Origin of the sequence: Ureibacillus sinduriensis BLB-1 = JCM 15800 (assembly GCF_000772955.1) — a bacterium.
Taxonomy (GTDB): domain Bacteria; phylum Bacillota; class Bacilli; order Bacillales_A; family Planococcaceae; genus Ureibacillus; species Ureibacillus sinduriensis.
In genome coordinates, this window is the sequence record NZ_JPVO01000028.1 from 1 (window position 1) to 19,219 (window position 19,219).

Sequence of the window (19,219 nt, forward strand, 5' to 3'; positions counted from 1 at the left end):
GTTGGGGGCTTCCCCCTGTGAGAGTAGGACGTCGCTAGGCTCAAGAAGTCGTTACTGATTCAGTCAGTAGTGGCTTTTTTATTTTTCCTTAGACTTTTTTGTATCAAAAGTGGTAGCAACCATTAAGATAGGACAAAGTGTTTACATGCCGAATTACCCGATCGACATGCCTGTTAAATTAGTCATCAGATTTTATGAATTAGTTTGTTCTCTTAAGTCGTTTTAGGGGATAAAAGGTTCCTGAATTGATTCATCAAACAAGAGAGCAGTTTTTCAAGGCGACGGAAGAGCACTATAACTGAGTCCATAATGAAGGTATAATTAAATACCAACTATATTGTAATATGTATTATTGAACAACCTAATGATGAAGGAATTCAAATACAATGCCTCTCCTTAATTCAATTATACATCGTGTTATTAAGTGAGTAATCAACACTGCAATAACATGGTTGAAGTGCTGTACATTTATGCAGGATAGTTGTTTTCCAAATAAGTAATATCTCATAAAATAATTTTCTTATTTATAAAACTTTTTAAATACTTGAATATTTTTTCAGAATTATTATAATAATAAAAGGGTAATAAATAAAATATTGTTGTTCCGAAGTAGCTCAGTGGTAGAGCAACCGGCTGTTAACCGGTTGGTCGTAGGTTCGAGTCCTACCTTCGGAGCCATTTTTTTTGCCAGAAATTCTTAAATGTTAAACAGCGTAAATACTTTAACGACTTTTGATGTTGAAAAGTGATACATTTATTAATAAATAAAAAATATATAAATAATGGTTGCTTTTGCAATTAAATGATGTTATTATAAATCTTGTCTTGTTCAGAAGAACAGAATACATAGTAGGCCCGTTGGTCAAGTGGTTAAGACACCGCCCTTTCACGGCGGTAACACGAGTTCGAATCTCGTACGGGTCACCAATATAACAAGTGATAACACTTACCCATACATGGAGGATTAGCTCAGCTGGGAGAGCACCTGCCTTACAAGCAGGGGGTCGGCGGTTCGAGCCCGTCATCCTCCACCATAAGTGTTTATCTGGAGGGGTAGCGAAGTGGCTAAACGCGGCGGACTGTAAATCCGCTCCTTCGGGTTCGGCGGTTCGAATCCGTCCCCCTCCACCATCACTGGGGTATAGCCAAGCGGTAAGGCAACGGATTTTGATTCCGTCATGCCCAGGTTCGAATCCTGGTACCCCAGCCATTTTCTCATGATGATTTTGTACATAACACAAATCCAATCCTTTACTCAAATGAGTAGAGGATTTTTTTTTATAATATTACATCACATTGCTAAGTGAGTACTACCCATAATTATTTATGGTTGAACCCCGATTATCGATCCCCTTTTCCAATTCTTATATGATAATGAATAAATATCCAAAATTATGTTAGGTTGAGCCATTCACGTTTTTCCATATAAAATAGAAGATATCGACAGGGGGATCAGTATATGAAAAACAAGAAAATATCTATTATTGGAGCGCCATCAGATTATGGTCAACTACGACGTGGGGTGGATATGGGGCCAAGTGCAATTAGATATGCAGATGTATCAGAAAGATTAGAAGCTTTAGGATACACGATTAAAGATGAAGGCGATATCATCGTAAAAAGAGCGATGAGTAATACTCAATTAGACACGAATTTAAAAAATTTAAAGGAAGTCGTGGAAGTGTGTACCCAACTTTCAAATAAAGTATCTGAGGTAATCGCACAAGGAAGCTTCCCGCTAGTTTTGGGAGGGGACCACAGTATTGCGATAGGTACACTGGCGGGGTTAGCGGAGCACTATGACAACTTGGGGGTTATTTGGTATGATGCCCATGCAGATTTAAATACTCCAGCAACATCACCTTCAGGAAACATACACGGTATGCCGCTTGCAGTTAGCATAGGCTTAGGTGATGAGCGATTAGTTTCAATAGGGGGTACTGAGCCAAAAATTAAACCTGAGAATATTATTATAATTGGTGCCCGTTCAGTAGATCCGGGAGAACGCGATTTAATAAGAGAAAAAGGTATTAAAGTCTATACAATGCATGAAATAGATCGTATGGGCATGACAAGAATCATGGAGGAGTCAATTGCTTATTTCAAGGAGCGAAACGTAGATGGGGTCCATTTATCATTAGACTTAGATGGACTAGACCCATTATACACACCTGGTGTCGGAACACCGGTTCCAGGGGGAATCACGTACCGAGAAAGTCACTTGGCGATGGAAATGCTTGAAGAAGAAGGAATGATTACTTCCGCTGAATTTGTTGAGGTAAATCCAATCCTTGATGAACGTAATAAGACGGCAGATGTTGCTGTTGCTTTAATGGGATCGCTATTTGGAGAAAAGCTTGTATAATTAGTGTTTTCGGCACTTGAAATTTCTGGATAAATATACTAATTTATACTCTTAGGGATTAAAAAAATTATAAAATCTCTCAACATACGCGAAACTTTTTAAAAAGTTTCGCGTAAATAATAATAAGCCGTAAAGGTGGAGAGGAAAACATAAATGGATGCGTTAGTGAACAAAAGAATAAAGCAAGTGCTAAAAGGTGATCAAAACGCATTTTCAGATATTGTGAGCCTCTACCAGCACAAGTTATACCAAATATGCTATCGTATGCTCGGCAACAAGCAAGAGGCGGAAGATATCTCGCAAGAAGCATTTGTACGTGCATACATAAACCTTCATACATTTGATCAGAAAAGGAAATTTTCCACATGGCTTTACCGTATTGCAACGAATCTCTGTATTGATCGAATTCGTAAGAAAAAACCAGATTATTATTTAGATGCAGAAGTGGCAGGTACAGACGGATTAAATATGTACTCTCAAATTGCCTCAAGTGAACAATTGCCTGAAGAAACTGTGCAGCAAATGGAGCTACAGGATCGAATCCAATATGAAATCAGCAGATTGCCAGATAAATATCGTTCTGTTATCGTTTTAAAATATATAGAAGAACTATCGTTACAAGAAATAAGCGATATTCTTGATATGCCTTTAGGGACGGTAAAAACACGAATACATCGAGGGCGTGAAGCTTTAAGGAAACAACTAAACAATCTGTAGGAGGGTAACCGCATGAGTACGTGTCCACAATACATTGTTGACTATATGCACGAATATTTAGATGGCGATATTAGTCGTGAACATGAACAACAGCTGAAGAAACATTTGCAAGAATGCACTGACTGTAGACAACATATGCACGAGTTGAGTGACACGATTGCTTTTGTTAAAAGTGCAGCACATATTACAGCACCTCCACATTTTGAGGATAAAGTAATGAAACGTCTGCCTAAGGGTAAAAATCGGGTAGGGATACAGAAATGGTTTAGACGACACCCAATAATTGTTGCTGCTGCTGTGTTCTTCTTATTTATGAGTGCAACGATGCTTAGTAATTATTCAAACGAAGAATTCTCGGTTACAAAGCAACCGAATCTAATAGTAGATGGCCAAACTGTCATCGTTCCGGAAGGTGAAGTAGTTAAAGGGGATATCATTGTCAAAAATGGCGACCTTGTTATTGAAGGGGAAGTTGATGGGAATGTAATCGTCATAAACGGTGAGTATATGGCATCCACTGCTGTTGTAACGGGTGAAATTGAAGAAATTGACCAGGTGTTTGAATGGATATGGTATGAGACAAAAGCAATGGTAAATAACTTTATGGATTTATTTGAGGAATAAAAAATTCGTAACTGATATGAAAATTTAAAAGTCTACTCGGAAGAGTGGGCTTTTTACTTGGGAAAAGCTTTAAATGTACAAGTTGTGGTATACTACTTCTAACAAATGAGTAAATGTTCGGGCAATAGCTTTATACATTTACGTCAAAGATTAGGCAACAATAATGAAAGAAAGAATTTGTTTTTATATTTTACGTAATAACATAGAGTTCTTATTGATATAAATGAAATAGCAAGGAAAAAGTGGGGGATGCCACGTGCAAATTATTGAGCAATTTACAGACCTTACGCCTGTGAATATTGTGTTTAGCATATTAGACGTACTATTGGTTTGGTACGTAATTTATAAATTATTAACCCTCATTAAAGGAACAAAAGCTGTTCAGTTATTAAAAGGGATATTTGTCATAATCTTTGCCAGGTTTGCAACAGTGGTCTTTGGTTTGGATACCCTCGGTTGGTTCCTGCAAGAAGTAATTGACTACGGATTTTTAGCCATCATCATCATCTTCACTCCTGAAATTCGAAGGGCATTGGAACAACTAGGGAGGGGCAAAATCTTCCAACGTTCAAGCGGGCAGATGGAAGATGAACAAACGCGCCTAATCGAAGCTATGAAAAAGTCGGTCAGCTATATGGCGAAACGACGTATCGGTGCCCTCATCTCAATTGAAAATGAAACCGGCTTAAACGAATACATTGAAACGGGCATAAAGTTAAATGCCGAAATCACATCAGAATTACTCATTAATATTTTCATACCAAATACCCCACTCCATGACGGAGCGGTAATTGTCCAAAAGGATAAGGTCATCTCTGCTGCTTGTTATTTACCGTTATCTGAAAGTACCTTTATATCAAAGGAACTAGGAACGCGTCACCGGGCAGCTGTGGGACTAAGCGAAGTTACGGATGCCGTCACAATCGTGGTTTCCGAGGAAACAGGAGCTATAAGCTTAACCCGAAATGGTAATTTATATCGAAATCTATCAATAGAGGAATTCGAAACACAATTAAGAAAACTGTGGTTTGGACCTGAACAAGATTCGGATTTTGCCTCTAAGTGGACTTGGAGGGGGAAAAAGAATGGATAAACTGTTTGATAGTTACTGGGCCCTACGTGTAACTGCCCTCGTTTTAGCCCTCTTGCTGTTTTTTTACGCGAAAGCCCAGCTGGATGATGGGCAAACATCGGGCTCGAATACACAGATGGATATTATTACAGATGTTCCTCTAGAGGTTTACTATGATACTGAAAATTTAATTGTTTCGGGGCTGCCTGAAACGGTTGACGTAACGGTTGAAGGGCCGATGCCCATCGTCATACAAACAAAATTAACAAAAGACTTTAAAGTGTTTGTCGACTTAAGTTCTTTGTTAATTGGTGAACATAGAGTTACAATTCAGCACGAAAACTTTTCGCCTAAACTGGATGTTACTATTGACCCGAAAGTGCTTGATATTGTTGTTGAGGAAAAAGTAACAGAGGAAGTTAAAGTAGAACCTGAAATTAATAACAGTTTAATAGCGGAAGGATATGAGCTGGTTGGAATGTCATCGGAACCAAGTACTGTATTTGTTACCGGCGCAAAAAGCGTCATTGAAAGCATTAGCTATGTAAAGGCAACAATAAACAGTGAAGAGGGTATTACAGCATCTTTTAGCGAAGAAGCTAATGTAAAGGTGTTGGACAGCAGCTTAAATAAACTGGATGTGACTATTGAACCTGAAACAGTAAACGTTAATGTCGAAGTAAAACAATATAGTCGTAAAGTCCCTCTGACCATAAGGCAAACAGGCGAACCAATGGATGGGGTTACAATCAATAGAGTATCTTCCCAAACTAAGGTCATAGAAGTCTTTGGTCCAAAATCAATTATTGACCCTATAGCGAAGTTAGAAGTAGAATTTGACATATCAGAAATTCAAGAATCTGGTGCATACGAAGTTGAAATACCTTTGCCTAATGGAGTGACCAAGCTATCAAGATATTCAATCGAAATACAAGCCGATGTTACAAAGGCAGAAACTGAAACAGAAGAAGAAGTGGTTCAGGATCCGGGTAAAGTAGAAAAACCCGAGCAGGAGCCGGAGCAGAATCCAAAACCAAAGCCCGATCCTGTTCCGGTACAAACAGAGCCGGAAGAAGAGACATCTGTTGGAGAAACGACTCCAGTAGAAGAAGAAACACCTGCTGACGAAGAAAACAATACGGAATAACAAAATTCTTAAAAATTATAATCACAATCATAATAGTATAAGATTTTGTAAAGGAAGCATGGAATGTCTAGCATTGAAGGAGAGAAAAGTAATGGGAAAATATTTCGGAACTGATGGCGTACGTGGTGTCGCCAATTCAGAATTAACACCTGAGCTTGCATTTAAGCTGGGACGTATCGGTGGTTATGTATTAACCAAGAACGCGACAGAACGCCCGAAGGTAATTATTGGACGAGATACAAGGATTTCTGGACATATGCTAGAGGGAGCATTGGTTGCCGGTCTACTTTCGATTGGAATAGAAGTTATGCGATTGGGTGTAATCAGCACTCCTGGTGTTGCGTATCTTACACGTGTGATGAATGCAGATGCAGGGGTTATGATTTCCGCTTCTCATAATCCGGTGGCTGATAATGGGATAAAATTCTTTGGTCCGGATGGATTCAAATTAACAGATGCACAAGAAGCAGAGATAGAAAATCTTATTGATATGGAAGACGATACACTTCCACGCCCGGTTGGAGGCGACCTAGGTGCGGTAAGCGACTACTTCGAAGGTGGTCAAAAATATCTTTCCTACTTAAAACAAACGGTAGAGGAAGATTTCCTGGATATCCATGTTGCATTGGATTGTGCGCATGGCGCAACATCGCAGTTGGCAACGCACCTATTTGCTGATTTAGAAGCCGATATTTCATCAATGGGTTCATCGCCGAATGGTTTGAATATAAATGATGGCGTAGGGTCAACACATCCCGAAAAACTTGCTGAGCTTGTATTGGAGCGGGGGGCTGATGTAGGGCTAGCCTTTGATGGAGATGGAGATCGACTAATTGCTGTCGATGAAAAAGGGCAAATTGTCGATGGTGACCAAATTATGTTCATCATTGGAAAATACCTAAACAGTAAGGGTCGCTTAAAGAAAAATACAATTGTGTCGACAGTGATGAGCAATTTAGGCTTCTATAAAGCACTTGAAGATAACGCGATGACTAGTGTGAAAACAGCAGTTGGAGATCGGTATGTTGTAGAAGAAATGCGTGCAAACGATTATAACCTTGGTGGAGAGCAATCAGGGCATATCGTGTTCTTGGATTACAATACAACTGGTGACGGTTTATTAACGGCTATCCAGTTGGTCAATATTATGAAAGCCACGGATAAACGCTTATCGGAGCTTGCCGCTGAAATGAAAATCTTCCCGCAAAAGCTAGTGAATGTTCGTGTTGTTGATAAGCATGCTGTAACACAAAATGACAAAGTAGCGAAAACTATCGCAGAAGTGGAAGCAGCTATGGCAGGAAATGGTCGGGTATTGGTTCGACCATCAGGGACAGAACCACTTGTTCGTGTAATGGTTGAAGCTTCAACGGAAGAAGAATGTGAAAGCTACGTAAACCGGATTTCGGAAGTGGTACGCCAAGAATTGGGGCTAACTGAATAGTTTAAAGTAATGCCAGTAAATAGACTGTCCAAGCAGTTTATTTACTGGTTTTTTCATTCAAACAACCTTCTTTCTTTGTTTATTTGTCGATTAAAAGGGAAATAGTAAGTTTGAAAGGAGTGAAGATCAAATGGCAAAAGTAGCCACATTAATTACTGATTTATTTGAGGATATTGAATTTACGAGTCCAAAGGAAGCACTTCAGGAAGCAGGACATACAATTGTAACGATTGATAAAGAGGGAAATAAAGCGGTTAGAGGCAAGCAAGGAGAGGTACGGGTAGAAATCGATTACGGTATTGACGATGTAAACCCGGATGATTTTGATGCACTGTTTATACCAGGTGGATTCTCGCCAGATTTGTTGCGAGATGATGACCGTGTGGTGGCATTTGCAAAAAAATTCATGAGTGACATGAAACCGGTATTTGCGATTTGTCACGGTCCACAACTGTTAATTACAGCTAGATCTTTGGAAGGACGCGACATCACAGGCTATAAATCCATTCGAGTGGATTTAGAAAATGCTGGGGCAAATTTTCATGATGAAGAAGTCTTCGTGTGTCAAAAACAGCTAGTATCAAGTCGTACGCCAAAAGATTTACCGGCATTCAATCGCGAAATTGTAAACCTGCTAAAAGAAAAAGAGCTATAGTTAAAAGATTTATGTCTATCCACTAGAGCTTACTCCTCTAGTGGAGTATTTTTTAAAGATAGCGATGTCTACATAATTGAGGGGAACAAGGATTAATGGTCAAAATTTTTTCTAATAAAATATAAGAAACTAGTAAATATGCGTGGATGATTGACGATTTGAAGCATATTCTGTATGATGAAGGTGCTTGGAAAAATTATTATGAAGATTATTCCATCTTTCTTCAAATTTCAAGCGAGCGCATAAAGAGGAGGCGAATTTCAGCGCTATATAAGACGAAAAGGAAAACAATAATAGCGCCTGAGCTAAGGAAATCGGACGGTAAAACAATCCTTAGTTGACGAGGTGGAGGATTATCGAATTTTCGGCGGATACCTCCCGATCGCATGCCCGGTCGATAGTTTCGTTTTAAAACACAAAAGTGATCTTGTGGACAGAAAAACGAAAAGGCAAATAATAATATAAAAGCAATGCTAAAAAAGAAGAACTTTTTATGTGCAAGGGAATTAGACAGAATTCCCGCACATGTATGGAAGCTCATCCCAGCAGGGTCTTTTTGTATTGCCTTAAATGGAGGATTTAGGAATATGTGTGGAATCGTTGGATATAATGGTGAACTTGATGCAAAGGAAATATTGCTTAAGGGATTAGAAAAATTGGAATATCGCGGTTACGACTCAGCAGGTATCGCTGTTCGCAATGACGAGGGAATAACAGTTTTTAAAGAAAAAGGCCGTATTGCTGATTTACGTACAGCGGTAGATGACGAAGTGGATGCAACGATTGGAATTGGCCATACTCGCTGGGCAACACATGGTGTACCGAACCAATTAAATGCACACCCTCATCAAAGTACGACTGGCCGTTATACTTTGGTTCATAATGGTGTAATCGAGAACTATCATCTATTGCAAAAAGCATACCTTAAAGGAATCCAAATGCAATCAGATACAGATACAGAAGTCATTGTTCAACTTGTTGACTTATTCGCAAAAGAAGGATTATCTACCGTAGAAGCTTTTCGTAAAACGTTATCATTATTACATGGTTCATACGCTCTGGCACTACTCGACCAAGAAGATGAAGATACAATTTATGTAGCGAAAAACAAATCTCCATTATTAGTGGGTGTCGGAGATGGATTCAATGTTGTAGCTTCAGACGCAATGGCAATGCTGCAAGTTACAGATCAATTTGTAGAACTTCGTGATAAAGAAGTTGTATTGGTTCATCGAGATAAAGTGGAAATTTCAACATTGGATGGTAAGCCGGTTGAGCGTAAACCATATAAAGCAGAATTGGATGCTAGTGACATTGAAAAGGGAACATACCCTCACTACATGTTGAAAGAAATGGATGAGCAACCAGCTGTTGTACGAAAAATCATTCAAGCATACAGCAATGCTGAAGATGAGTTAACAATTGATGACAATATTTTAGAAGCCATTAAAGAGGCGGATCGTTTATATATTATTGCAGCAGGAACAAGTTACCATGCAGGCTTAATCGGAAAACAATATTTCGAAAAAATTGCAGGAATTCCTGTTGAAGTACACATTTCAAGTGAATTTGGCTATAATATGCCATTATTATCTGAAAAGCCTTTATTTATCTTCATTTCACAATCAGGTGAGACAGCGGATAGCCGCCAAGTTCTTGTAAGAGTGAAAGAGGAGTTAGGTTTCCCGGCGTTAACAATTACAAATGTCCCTGGTTCGACTTTATCTCGTGAAGCGGACTATACATTGTTGTTGCATGCGGGTCCAGAGATTGCCGTAGCATCGACAAAAGCTTATGTTGCGCAGGTGGCCGTGCTTTCGATCGCTGCCTATGTGGCAGGAAAAGCAAAAGGGAAAGAAATCGATTTTGACTTAAAAACAGAATTGGCGATTGCTGCGAATGGCATTCAAACAATGGTCGATTCTAAAGAAGAGCTGGAGCAAATTGCGGAAGATTATTTGAAAATTGCCCGCAACGCATTCTTCATCGGACGCAACCTTGACTTCTATGTAAGCTCGGAAGGTGCGCTAAAACTTAAAGAAATCTCTTATATCCAGGCAGAAGGTTTTGCTGGTGGGGAGCTGAAACACGGTACAATCGCTCTGATCGAAGAGGGCACTCCTGTTTTCGCTTTGGCAACACAAGAACAAGTATCGTTAAATATTCGCGGGAACGTGAAGGAAGTAGTGGCACGCGGGGCAAATGCATGCATTATATCAATGGAGGGCTTGGAAGAGGAAGGCGACCGCTTCGTCATTCCGAAAGTTCACCAACTACTAACGCCACTTGTATCTGTAGTACCGTTGCAACTAATCAGCTATTACGCGGCATTACACCGTCGCTGCGACGTCGATAAGCCTCGTAACCTAGCAAAATCTGTTACGGTTGAGTAATAGCAGAATGCTAAGTCTAGATGTAGACTTGGAAAAAAGTTTGATAATCCGTAAAAAAGATTAATAACAAGTTAAAAAGTTTGATAAAACCTCTTGCCAATTTTTATAGGTAAGAGGTTTTTTAGTATTTATGAAAAGAAAAAAGACTGTGTAAGTTATAACTAATACTGGCATAGTATAAAATTATATTTGTTGTGAAAGGTGGATTCACATTGATACCCCATAAACCCTCGCCGTATTAAAATTTTCTGTTTTTATCTCAAGATTCACATTATAAAGTAGGTTAATAAAGTTGTTAAAAAAATGTGAATCATCTTACTCAACAATCGGGCCAGATTGTGGAATAAAAACAATTTTAATACTGGCTGATTTGAATTAGTTTATTAATGCTTGCATGTAAATAAGAAACCCAGTTTATCTTCTCAACATATGAAGATAGCTGGGTTTTTACAGTTTAATGTGAAAATAACATTTAAGACTAACGCAAATTCTCCCCTAAAATGATATCGATTAATTTGGAAGCGTCAGTTAAAAAATATATCCGATTTTTACTAAGGAATAAGACTTTAGGTGAAATATTGCGTTATTTACTCATGCTCCCTTCAAGTATAAGTTTTAAACTTATCGTGTAAATAATATGAAAGGGGCAATGAAAGTGAAAGCAATATTAACGGCAAGAGATGTAATAAAGTTTTATAACAAAAATCAGGTAGCAGGACTTAATAAAGTATCCCTTGATATTGAATCAGGTGAATTTATTGGAATTATGGGAGTTTCAGGTTCGGGGAAAACAACATTACTAAACATTTTATCGACTATTGATAGGCCTACAAGTGGAGATATAGTAATCAATGGGGTAAAAATCAATAAACTAAATGAAAAAAAGGCTGCTGATTTTAGGAAAAGTAATTTAGGTTTTATTTTTCAAGAGTATTATTTATTAGATAGTTTAACTGTAAAGGAAAATATCTCAGTTCCACTTACTTTGTTGAAAAAATCTCCACAAGAAATTGAAGTGTCTATAAATAGTCTAGCAGAGCGTTTCGGAATAAAAGAACAACTATCTAAGTACCCTAATCAACTCTCTGGTGGACAAAAACAAAGAGTAGCTGCAGCAAGGGCTATTATAAAAAAACCTTCACTTCTATTTGCAGATGAACCGACGGGTGCATTAGATTCAAAATCTGCAACAGCCTTGTTACATAAGTTAAGAGAGGTGAATGAGGAACTTCAAACCACTATCTTAATGGTTACGCACGATGCCTATACCGCTAGTTTTTCAAGTAGAATTCTTATATTTAGAGATGGAAATATTATTAAGGAAATAAGAAGAAATAATCGTACTAGAAAAGAATTCCTTGAAGATATTTTAACAGAAGTCACAAGCATTGAAGTTTCCAACGAATAGGAGTTGATATCCTTGGATTTATTAAAAATAGCATATAAGAATTTAAAAACGAACTTTTCTTTTTATTCTCTTTACTTTATTTCGGTTGCCTTTGTATTAATGGTATTTTTCTCCTTCATCTCTTTTGCCATGAACGATGTTATTATGGAGAAAATATCATCCGATGGTAGGGTGGAAACCATGTCAAAAACAGTTGCCGTTTTTGTTATGGCCTTCGTATTATTTTACATGTCCTATTCAAACTCTTTCTTTTTGAAACGACGAATGAAGGAACTTGGAATCTATTCTCTTTTAGGATATAGAAAATCAAGTATGTTAAAGTTGTTAACCATTGAAAATATTGTAATTTGTTTACTATCGTTGCTTACCGGGGTAATATTGGGGGCCATTCTTCACAAAGGCATTATTGAGGTCATTATTAGGGTATTAAAATTGCAAATTGAAACATCAACAATTCCGTTATTTAACTATGGCGCGATTCTTTTTACTTTATCTTTTGTATTTGCTGCTTTGATTGTATTGTTTTTGTCAAATTGGATTGTCCTTCGAAATAGCTCTGTCTTAAATTTGGTTCGTATGGAAAAGCGTGAAGAAAAGAAAATTAAAATCAGGTTGAGTCTATCCATTGCAGGATTGTTATTCATGGTTCTTGGGTACATATTAGCGTTTGACATTACTAGAGGTGTAGAATCATTATGGAAAACGATTGGATTCTCACCAATGGCACTTCTGACTATGTTAACAGTAGTAATAGGAACCATATTCTTTATCCATTCGTTTTTACCTTTCTCAATCCATAAATTAGAGCAAAGAAAAAACTGGCTTTACAAGGAAATGAATATTATTGTCCTGCCAAATTTCAAATATAAAATCCGGTCAAAGGCAAAGACTTTAATCTTATTAACATTATTGGCTGCCGGTACACTCTCTCTTTTCGCTTCAACCGTGCTTTCTGTTTATTATCCGTTAGCAGCCACGGAACGGATTATCCCATCAGCTATAGAATTTCCGGTAGAAGATAAAGGTATGGCGAGTAAAGCACTTGAGATAGTGAAGGGGACGAATAATGTTGAAGATATGAAGTATAGTGAAACAACGATTATACAAGTAACATCCTCTTCGGCCAACTTACCTTTTGAATATAGCGTTAAGGGAGCATCGGGATTTGATTTGGTTTCTGAATCAGATTATAGAGAACTTATTGCGCTACAAAACAAAACTGCAAAAATTGAAAAGCTGGAAGATGATGAGGCAATTTTAGTAAAGTATCGGCCAGAGGAAGGTGATCCGGATAAAGGGAATGTCTATAATTTAAATTTGTCAGCTAGTGATAACGTAGAAGTAATGGTCAAAGAGACAACCTTAATAAATCCAATTGGGTTTGCGAATAGCATTGCAACATTAATCATCTCAGATACTCTTTATCAAAAAATAAAGACATTTGGTCTTCCTGAAAAAACGATAATGAGTATTGATGGGCAAAATATGAGAGAAAACAAAGAAGTTTATGAAAATCTAGAACCACTTTTTAGAGATGATCCTTACTTTGCAAGTAGTTATCAAAGAAATGAAGTCATTACCCAAGCGAACAGTTCTACCTTTTTACTGATTGCCTTTGTTACCATCATCTTTTTTGTTGCAACGGGAAGTATACTCTACTTCCATAATATCTCCAGTATAATGGGGGATAAAGACGACTTTATGATATTAAATCGAATGGGTTATAACAATAAAATGATGAAGAAAATAATTAACAAACAAATTTTGGCTTTGTTTTGCATACCATATGTTTTAGGAGTAACTCACAGTACCTTTGCTATAATAGCCTACAAGTCGGCTCTAATGGATGATCTTCTAGGAAGAAATAGCGCCTTTATACTTCCTGTATTGGTAGCTGTAGTTATTTTTACAATTGTTTATATTATTTATTACATGGTAACAGTAAGAGCATGTCATAAAATCATTTTTACAAATTAGATTTATCAAAAAAGCTGATGGACAGTGGTGTCTATCAGCTTTTCTTAAAAATAGATTGTATAATGATTTTGAATAGAGGTAATAAGATTATGAAAAAATCCTATGAGAAAAAGCAACTTTATATTTTGTTGAATCAAATACTGGTTATCATGTTTTTATGTTATCAGTATACAACGGACAGCTTTGCTGGAACGGAAACTTTAATACCATTAATTATTATATCTTTAATTATTATTGATGCTGCGTACATTAGTTACAAAAATATTAAAGGGAATATCACACTATCAAGATTTACTAACTTATTAATTTTGGTAGCGTGGCAATTTTTATTTTCTTTAGATGTAAGTAGCACGTTTTATACGTTAAGTACATTACTTAGCGTTGTAATCCTGTATAAATCGATTCAATTTTTGTTCATCTTCTTTTTTCAGGATACTACATATACATATAAACAGAGAATAGGCTGGACTTTAACGATTATTTGCTTGATGACGTTGATATCTTTATTTATAAATGAAAGGTTGTTTGCGATACTATTTTTGCTTCAATGGGTTTTAAGCTTTGGCTGTATTACCTTTCTATTTCTAAAACATCGAAAAAGGATAGCTTTTGTCTTAAGTAGTGAGAAAAGGCATTTTCTTAAAACAGGCCTCATTATTTTCATCTCATTTGTTGGATACGTCATGATATTTGCTGACAAACCAGAATACTTAAGTAATTTTGGATGGTATGTAATGATTATTTTCCCTTTATTTAGTGTTCATTCAATTGCTTTTAAAAACACTGGTAGGTTGGGAGCATATATTCCATTCAAGAAAACAAATGTCTTTGGGCTTTGCTTGTTAGCACTAATCAGTATTTGTTTGCTTGGATTGTTATTTGGATTTAATATAATAAATCATTTTATCATCATTCACATGATATTTTTGTTTGTATTACTTCGATTTTCATTAATTTATAAAGAACTGCAATGCGCTATTATGGAAAAAGATAATTACAAAGTAGCCCGTGATAATTTTTATGCTCATAATTTGATGCAAGTGAGGAAAGAGGAAGAATTAAAAAGTGATGTATCCAATTATTTACATGATGAAATTTTACAAGATATTTTATCCATCAAAAACATGATTAATAAATCGGACAAAGAAGAAGTTCGAACGATCATTTTTGAAACGTTAGATGACCTAAATCTGTCAATACGAGATAAAATGCAAGAATTCCATCCAACTTTATTAAAATCTCTCACCTTAAAAGAAAATTATGGTTATCTATTGAAAACATTACAACAGAAAAACGGCAAAGGAGAAATAGTTATTGTCTTCAATTGCAAGAAAGATTTATTTTTAGTTGACCCCTATCATCTTGTTGTCTATCGGATTTTAAAAGAACTGGTTACAAACGCAATCAAACATTCTCATTGCTCGAAGATAACGGTGACATTGAAACAAGAGAATGAACAAGTAGAACTAATAGTATCCGATGATGGAACAGGCTTAAAGGAAAAGGTATATGGAAAAGTCGACTCTACTAATCATAAAGGACTTAACTCTATCAATGAACAATTATTCTTATTAAATGGTAAAATGACAATTTCGGAAAACGAACCTAATGGATTATATGTGTGTGTTCAAATTTTCATGAAAGGAGAGGATTCCTATCAATATTTTATTAATCGATGATCATGTTCTATTTGCAAAGAGTTTAAAGATAGCCTTTGAGGATTATGTACAAATAAATCAATTTTCTATAATAACAGATATCGGTAATGTTATATCAGTAATAGAAAACGTCAAGCCTGACATTACTTTAATCGATATCAATTTAAGCAATATAAGCAATGAAGATGGATTGGAGCTGGCTAAGAACATTATGAATAGAGGATGTAAAACTAGGATAGTAATGTTGACAGGTTATGATCTCCCCGTCTATCGACATGAAGCAAAAAAGATTGGGGTAAATGGCTTCATTAATAAAAATATTATGCCAGATGAATTATTGGAAATATTAATTGATATTAATAATGGTATTTACTACTTTCCAAAGACCCTGGAATATATAGAGGAATTGACTGATAGTGAAAAACAAATTTTACAATTACTAGCCAATGGGTATAAGCGCAAAGATATTGCTTCTATTGTTTTTGCTAGCGAACGTACAGTTTCAAATCATATTCAACACATTTTTGACAAATTGGATGTATCATCTTCGTTAGAAGCCGTAACTAAAGGACTGAAACTAGGTTATATACAGACTGATTATGCCGAATAGTAAAGGAAACTTGGTATTAGTTAAGAAGTTCCCTTTGAAGACCTAACTCCTATAGTTAATAATATGACGAAACCAAGGGAAAAGTTTAGACTGCTTTCTTTGATTTTGTTCGTTTACCTATCATCATTAAATATTCATTTGGATAATAATTTACTATTTGAAAAATCACCCATCTAAATTATATTATTAATAAGGGGGGAGTTTGTTGATGCCAGAGATAGAATTAATAAATTTCGGTGAAATATGGACTGTTACTGGTCCTATTATAATTACTGCAATAATATTATTTTTTGTTGGGGCAATTTCTTTAGTGATATTAAGCCGTATGGAAAAGGGCTTTATCAAAGAGATTGTTAGAATTGGAATTATTGTTGGTATAGCAGTAGTTACTCTCTTCAGTTTTCAAATCACTTCCATGGTATGGGGACACTAATTACATAAAATCAAACGGGAATCTTAGTTGAATAATAATCCTCTACAAACGAGCTCTTTCCTTGAATCAGGAGAGAGTTTTTTCAATAATAGGGCCAGATTGTTGAATAACTCATTACGTATATACGAGGAATAATAATTGAAATTGTAATGGGTAGAATTAAGTGCAGATTGTTCAGTACAGGAAGGATTTAACAGTTTTTTGTTGTACTTATATGTATATATAAATATGCTTCTGGGAGGGGGAAAAACATGTTTAGATATAAGATTAATGATGAAACCGAATTACGTTTATTAGAAGTGAGACATTCTGAATCCCTTTTTTCATTAACTGACCAATCGAGAATGTATTTACGCGAATGGTTGCCTTGGGTTGATTTCACGAAAACTATAAGTGATTCGAAGCAATTTATTGAAGGTACTATGAAGCATTTCTGTAACAATAATGGGTTTCAAGCAGGGATTTGGTATAAAGGAGAATTAGCAGGAGTTATAGGATTACATAATATAAATTGGGCCAATAAATCAACTTCTATTGGATATTGGTTGGGAGAAGGATATCAAGGAAAAGGATTAATGACAATTGCATGTAAAGGTGTTATAGATTACTGCTTTAATGAATTAAAGTTAAATAGAATCGAAATACGGGTTGCCACAAATAATCATAAAAGTTTAGCTATCCCTGAAAAACTCGGATTCCAGAAAGAAGGTTGTCTCAGAAGTGTGGAGTGGTTATACAATAAATATGTAGATCATTTTGTATTCAGTTTAACAAAAGATGACTACTGTAGAATCAATTGATTTTGAGTTAAAAAATTATATTAGTTATTCAATTAAAGGGCGCATTCCTGAAAAGGAATGCGTCTTTTTATATTTCAATATGGTGATTAAGTCCTTTTGACAAAGGATGACCTCCTTTTTAATCAAATGATTTTAGATTTATGAAAATTTACAAAAACAACAATTTTTGGCATATCAATAATCATTCTAGTCTGAAATTTAACATCGTTCTTCCCTTGAGTTCATTTCCTTCTTTCCATAAAAACTCGACAGCATACTGAGAACCAATTTTTTCTTCATCAATCGCAATTCCTAAAGTAGTATCAGTGATATCTATGCTTTCTGTTTTTATTACTTCTTTATTATTCTTCGAATCTATGTGAATTAAATTTATTTCAGAAGGCTGTGGTATCATTTTACTCCAATTAATTAGTAATTGATCGCCTATTTCTACGTTCCCAGAATGAATTTCGGAATAGTTATGCGATTTAATGTCATCACAATTATTCCAACATACTTGCTCATAACTGTGATCAAATACGATGTTATCAGACCCGGAACTAATTTTCTTAATAGAAGGCATTTCCATACTTGAATACTCTGGAAGTTGCCCATCGGATTCCGTCATGTCCTTGCTTGGCTTTTGAATAACAATATTCCCTAAATATTGAGCATTGTTTTTTGGATTCATAAAATTAACTTCTAAAACATAATTCCCTTCGTTAGCAGGGAGTTGAAACTCTAAAAGTTCATTCAATTCGATGTTGATTTGTTCTCCATTTTTCCATAAAGTAGCTGTAATTTCTGGGTCAGTCCAGATATCGCCACCATTTTTTTCATTTTCTTCAAATCCTAAAGTGGCCTTTTGGTTTGGTGTAACAAATATTTTATTTTGGGATAAACCAAATTCCTGTATATTATCAATTTTCTGTTGTTCTTCTCCACTAGATGAACTCCAACTAATATTAGCTTTTGTTAATTCCACTTGTGTTAAGCCTACCTCTTGTATGTAAGCGGTTGGGACGCCAACGTCATAATCTTCTGCTAAACATGCTGTTAATGTCAGTAACAAAAATATTCCTGTGAATAATCTTAATATATGTTTCATTTCCAACCCCCTAATTTTTTCACTCTATATACACCGCTTCTCTAGTTTTATTACTAATTCAATAATCAGGTTAGTTGCATAAATAGGAACTTTCATCACCTTTTATATTTTAACATAAATATCCAATTTTAATATGTGAAAGGAAATCTTCCCATTCCGTAACTACAGAAATAATAAAATTCTACATCTTTTTAATTTAGTGATGGTTTTGAAGGAATAAGCATTTCTTATTCAACAATCGGGCGCGTTTCTTGAGTTAAATTGTCATTTGAGCTATTTAGTTGAGAAGAAAATAAATATTATCTTCAAAGTGAACAATATAGAACATAGAATAATTTATAAAGGACTGATCTTAATAAGTATAATTTCACTAATCAAACCATTAAGAAAGTATGAGGATTATGTTTATAGAGCAAATGCCTATGAGCATTTATTTATGAGAAAAAAGGCAATCCGAATATTAAATTTTTCTACCAAACAACCAAATTTCAGCATAGAAGAGAAATCAAGTGGTTTTATTTATTTGGGGATATTATATTCAAAAACAAAAGAATTTAATTTAGCTTCGGATTGCTATCACCAAGGGCTTGAACTAATGATGCATGAGAATTTTAATTACCATGACAACTTTAAGAAAGCCATTGAAACATTTATAAAAAGTGAGGATTTCGAAAGGGCAAATTTTTGGTTAAACAATCTAATTCAACGACAAAGTTATGATAAAAAATTCAAGAAACTTGCTGAATTGGAAAAGAAAGTAAAGTAATCTTTCTTCAACAATCGGGCGCAATTCGGTACTGCACCCCAAAAGTTAGAGTAAAAAAACTAA

16 protein-coding genes and 5 tRNA genes are annotated in these 19,219 nt (G+C 35.6%); 20 read left to right on the forward strand and 1 reads right to left on the reverse strand.

The annotated features are described in order from the left end of the window. Positions 1–603 precede the first annotated feature (603 nt). The 19 genes from CD33_RS00675 to CD33_RS00765 all read left to right on the forward strand — a co-directional run bounded on the left by CD33_RS00675 (position 604) and on the right by CD33_RS00765 (position 17,303). Positions 604–678: transfer RNA gene (locus CD33_RS00675), tRNA-Asn, on the forward strand. Positions 679–852: 174 nt separating this feature from the next. Continuing rightward, positions 853–927: transfer RNA gene (locus tag CD33_RS00680), tRNA-Glu, on the forward strand. Between the two features lie 31 nt (positions 928–958). Beyond that, a tRNA-Val gene (locus CD33_RS00685) sits at positions 959–1,034 on the forward strand. A 13-nt stretch (positions 1,035–1,047) separates the two neighbouring features. Next, positions 1,048–1,131: transfer RNA gene (locus tag CD33_RS00690), tRNA-Tyr, on the forward strand. A 4-nt stretch (positions 1,132–1,135) separates the two neighbouring features. Further along, positions 1,136–1,210, forward strand: a tRNA-Gln gene (locus CD33_RS00695). A gap of 249 nt (positions 1,211–1,459) precedes the next feature. Further along, entirely contained in the window at positions 1,460–2,365 is a 906-nt protein-coding gene (gene rocF / locus CD33_RS00700) for an arginase (RefSeq protein WP_036197178.1), read from the forward strand. Between the two features lie 153 nt (positions 2,366–2,518). After that, on the forward strand, positions 2,519–3,082 hold the full coding sequence (gene sigW / locus CD33_RS00705; RefSeq protein WP_036197179.1) for an RNA polymerase sigma factor SigW: 564 nt from the start codon (positions 2,519–2,521) through the stop codon (positions 3,080–3,082). A gap of 12 nt (positions 3,083–3,094) precedes the next feature. Continuing rightward, entirely contained in the window at positions 3,095–3,706 is a 612-nt protein-coding gene (locus CD33_RS00710) for an anti-sigma factor family protein (protein WP_036197181.1), read from the forward strand. A gap of 256 nt (positions 3,707–3,962) precedes the next feature. Further along, positions 3,963–4,799, forward strand: a complete 837-nt coding sequence (gene cdaA / locus CD33_RS00715; protein WP_036197184.1) for a diadenylate cyclase CdaA — start codon at positions 3,963–3,965, stop codon at positions 4,797–4,799. Further along, entirely contained in the window at positions 4,792–5,925 is a 1,134-nt protein-coding gene (locus CD33_RS00720) for a CdaR family protein (protein ID WP_052129861.1), read from the forward strand. The genes cdaA and CD33_RS00720 overlap by 8 nt, the downstream gene beginning before the upstream one ends. Before the next feature lie 91 nt (positions 5,926–6,016). Then, a complete protein-coding gene (gene glmM / locus CD33_RS00725; RefSeq protein ID WP_036197186.1) occupies positions 6,017–7,369 on the forward strand; it encodes a phosphoglucosamine mutase in 1,353 nt (450 codons plus the stop codon). A 130-nt stretch (positions 7,370–7,499) separates the two neighbouring features. Next, positions 7,500–8,024: a type 1 glutamine amidotransferase domain-containing protein gene (locus CD33_RS00730; protein WP_036197188.1), complete on the forward strand. Its 525-nt coding sequence runs from the start codon at positions 7,500–7,502 to the stop codon at positions 8,022–8,024. Positions 8,025–8,611: 587 nt separating this feature from the next. Then, positions 8,612–10,417 carry a glutamine--fructose-6-phosphate transaminase (isomerizing) gene (gene glmS / locus CD33_RS00735; RefSeq protein ID WP_036197191.1) on the forward strand — a complete coding sequence of 602 codons (1,806 nt, stop codon included), beginning with the start codon at positions 8,612–8,614 and terminating at the stop codon, positions 10,415–10,417. 655 nt (positions 10,418–11,072) lie between these two features. Beyond that, positions 11,073–11,825 carry an ABC transporter ATP-binding protein gene (locus tag CD33_RS00740; protein ID WP_088291787.1) on the forward strand — a complete coding sequence of 251 codons (753 nt, stop codon included), beginning with the start codon at positions 11,073–11,075 and terminating at the stop codon, positions 11,823–11,825. 12 nt (positions 11,826–11,837) lie between these two features. Then, positions 11,838–13,802, forward strand: a complete 1,965-nt coding sequence (locus CD33_RS00745) for an FtsX-like permease family protein (protein WP_036197195.1) — start codon at positions 11,838–11,840, stop codon at positions 13,800–13,802. Positions 13,803–13,891: 89 nt separating this feature from the next. Continuing rightward, complete coding sequence (locus CD33_RS00750) at positions 13,892–15,481, forward strand: ATP-binding protein (RefSeq protein WP_036197196.1); 1,590 nt, start codon at positions 13,892–13,894, stop codon at positions 15,479–15,481. 28 nt (positions 15,482–15,509) lie between these two features. Beyond that, positions 15,510–16,070, forward strand: coding sequence for a response regulator transcription factor (locus CD33_RS00755; RefSeq protein WP_309299171.1), 561 nt, complete (start codon positions 15,510–15,512; stop codon positions 16,068–16,070). 208 nt (positions 16,071–16,278) lie between these two features. Further along, positions 16,279–16,503, forward strand: coding sequence for a hypothetical protein (locus CD33_RS00760; RefSeq protein WP_036197198.1), 225 nt, complete (start codon positions 16,279–16,281; stop codon positions 16,501–16,503). 251 nt (positions 16,504–16,754) lie between these two features. Further along, entirely contained in the window at positions 16,755–17,303 is a 549-nt protein-coding gene (locus CD33_RS00765; protein WP_036197200.1) for a GNAT family N-acetyltransferase, read from the forward strand. A gap of 181 nt (positions 17,304–17,484) precedes the next feature. Here CD33_RS00765 and CD33_RS20380 read toward each other — a convergent pair whose 3' ends face one another. After that, the gene (locus CD33_RS20380) at positions 17,485–18,390 is read right to left on the reverse strand and encodes a hypothetical protein (protein ID WP_176400150.1); all 906 of its coding nucleotides are present in this window, start codon (positions 18,388–18,390) and stop codon (positions 17,485–17,487) included. A 436-nt stretch (positions 18,391–18,826) separates the two neighbouring features. On the opposite strand from CD33_RS20380, the gene CD33_RS00775 reads away from it, so the two are divergent. After that, the gene (locus CD33_RS00775; RefSeq protein ID WP_215490538.1) at positions 18,827–19,156 is read left to right on the forward strand and encodes a hypothetical protein; all 330 of its coding nucleotides are present in this window, start codon (positions 18,827–18,829) and stop codon (positions 19,154–19,156) included. Positions 19,157–19,219: the final 63 nt, after the last annotated feature.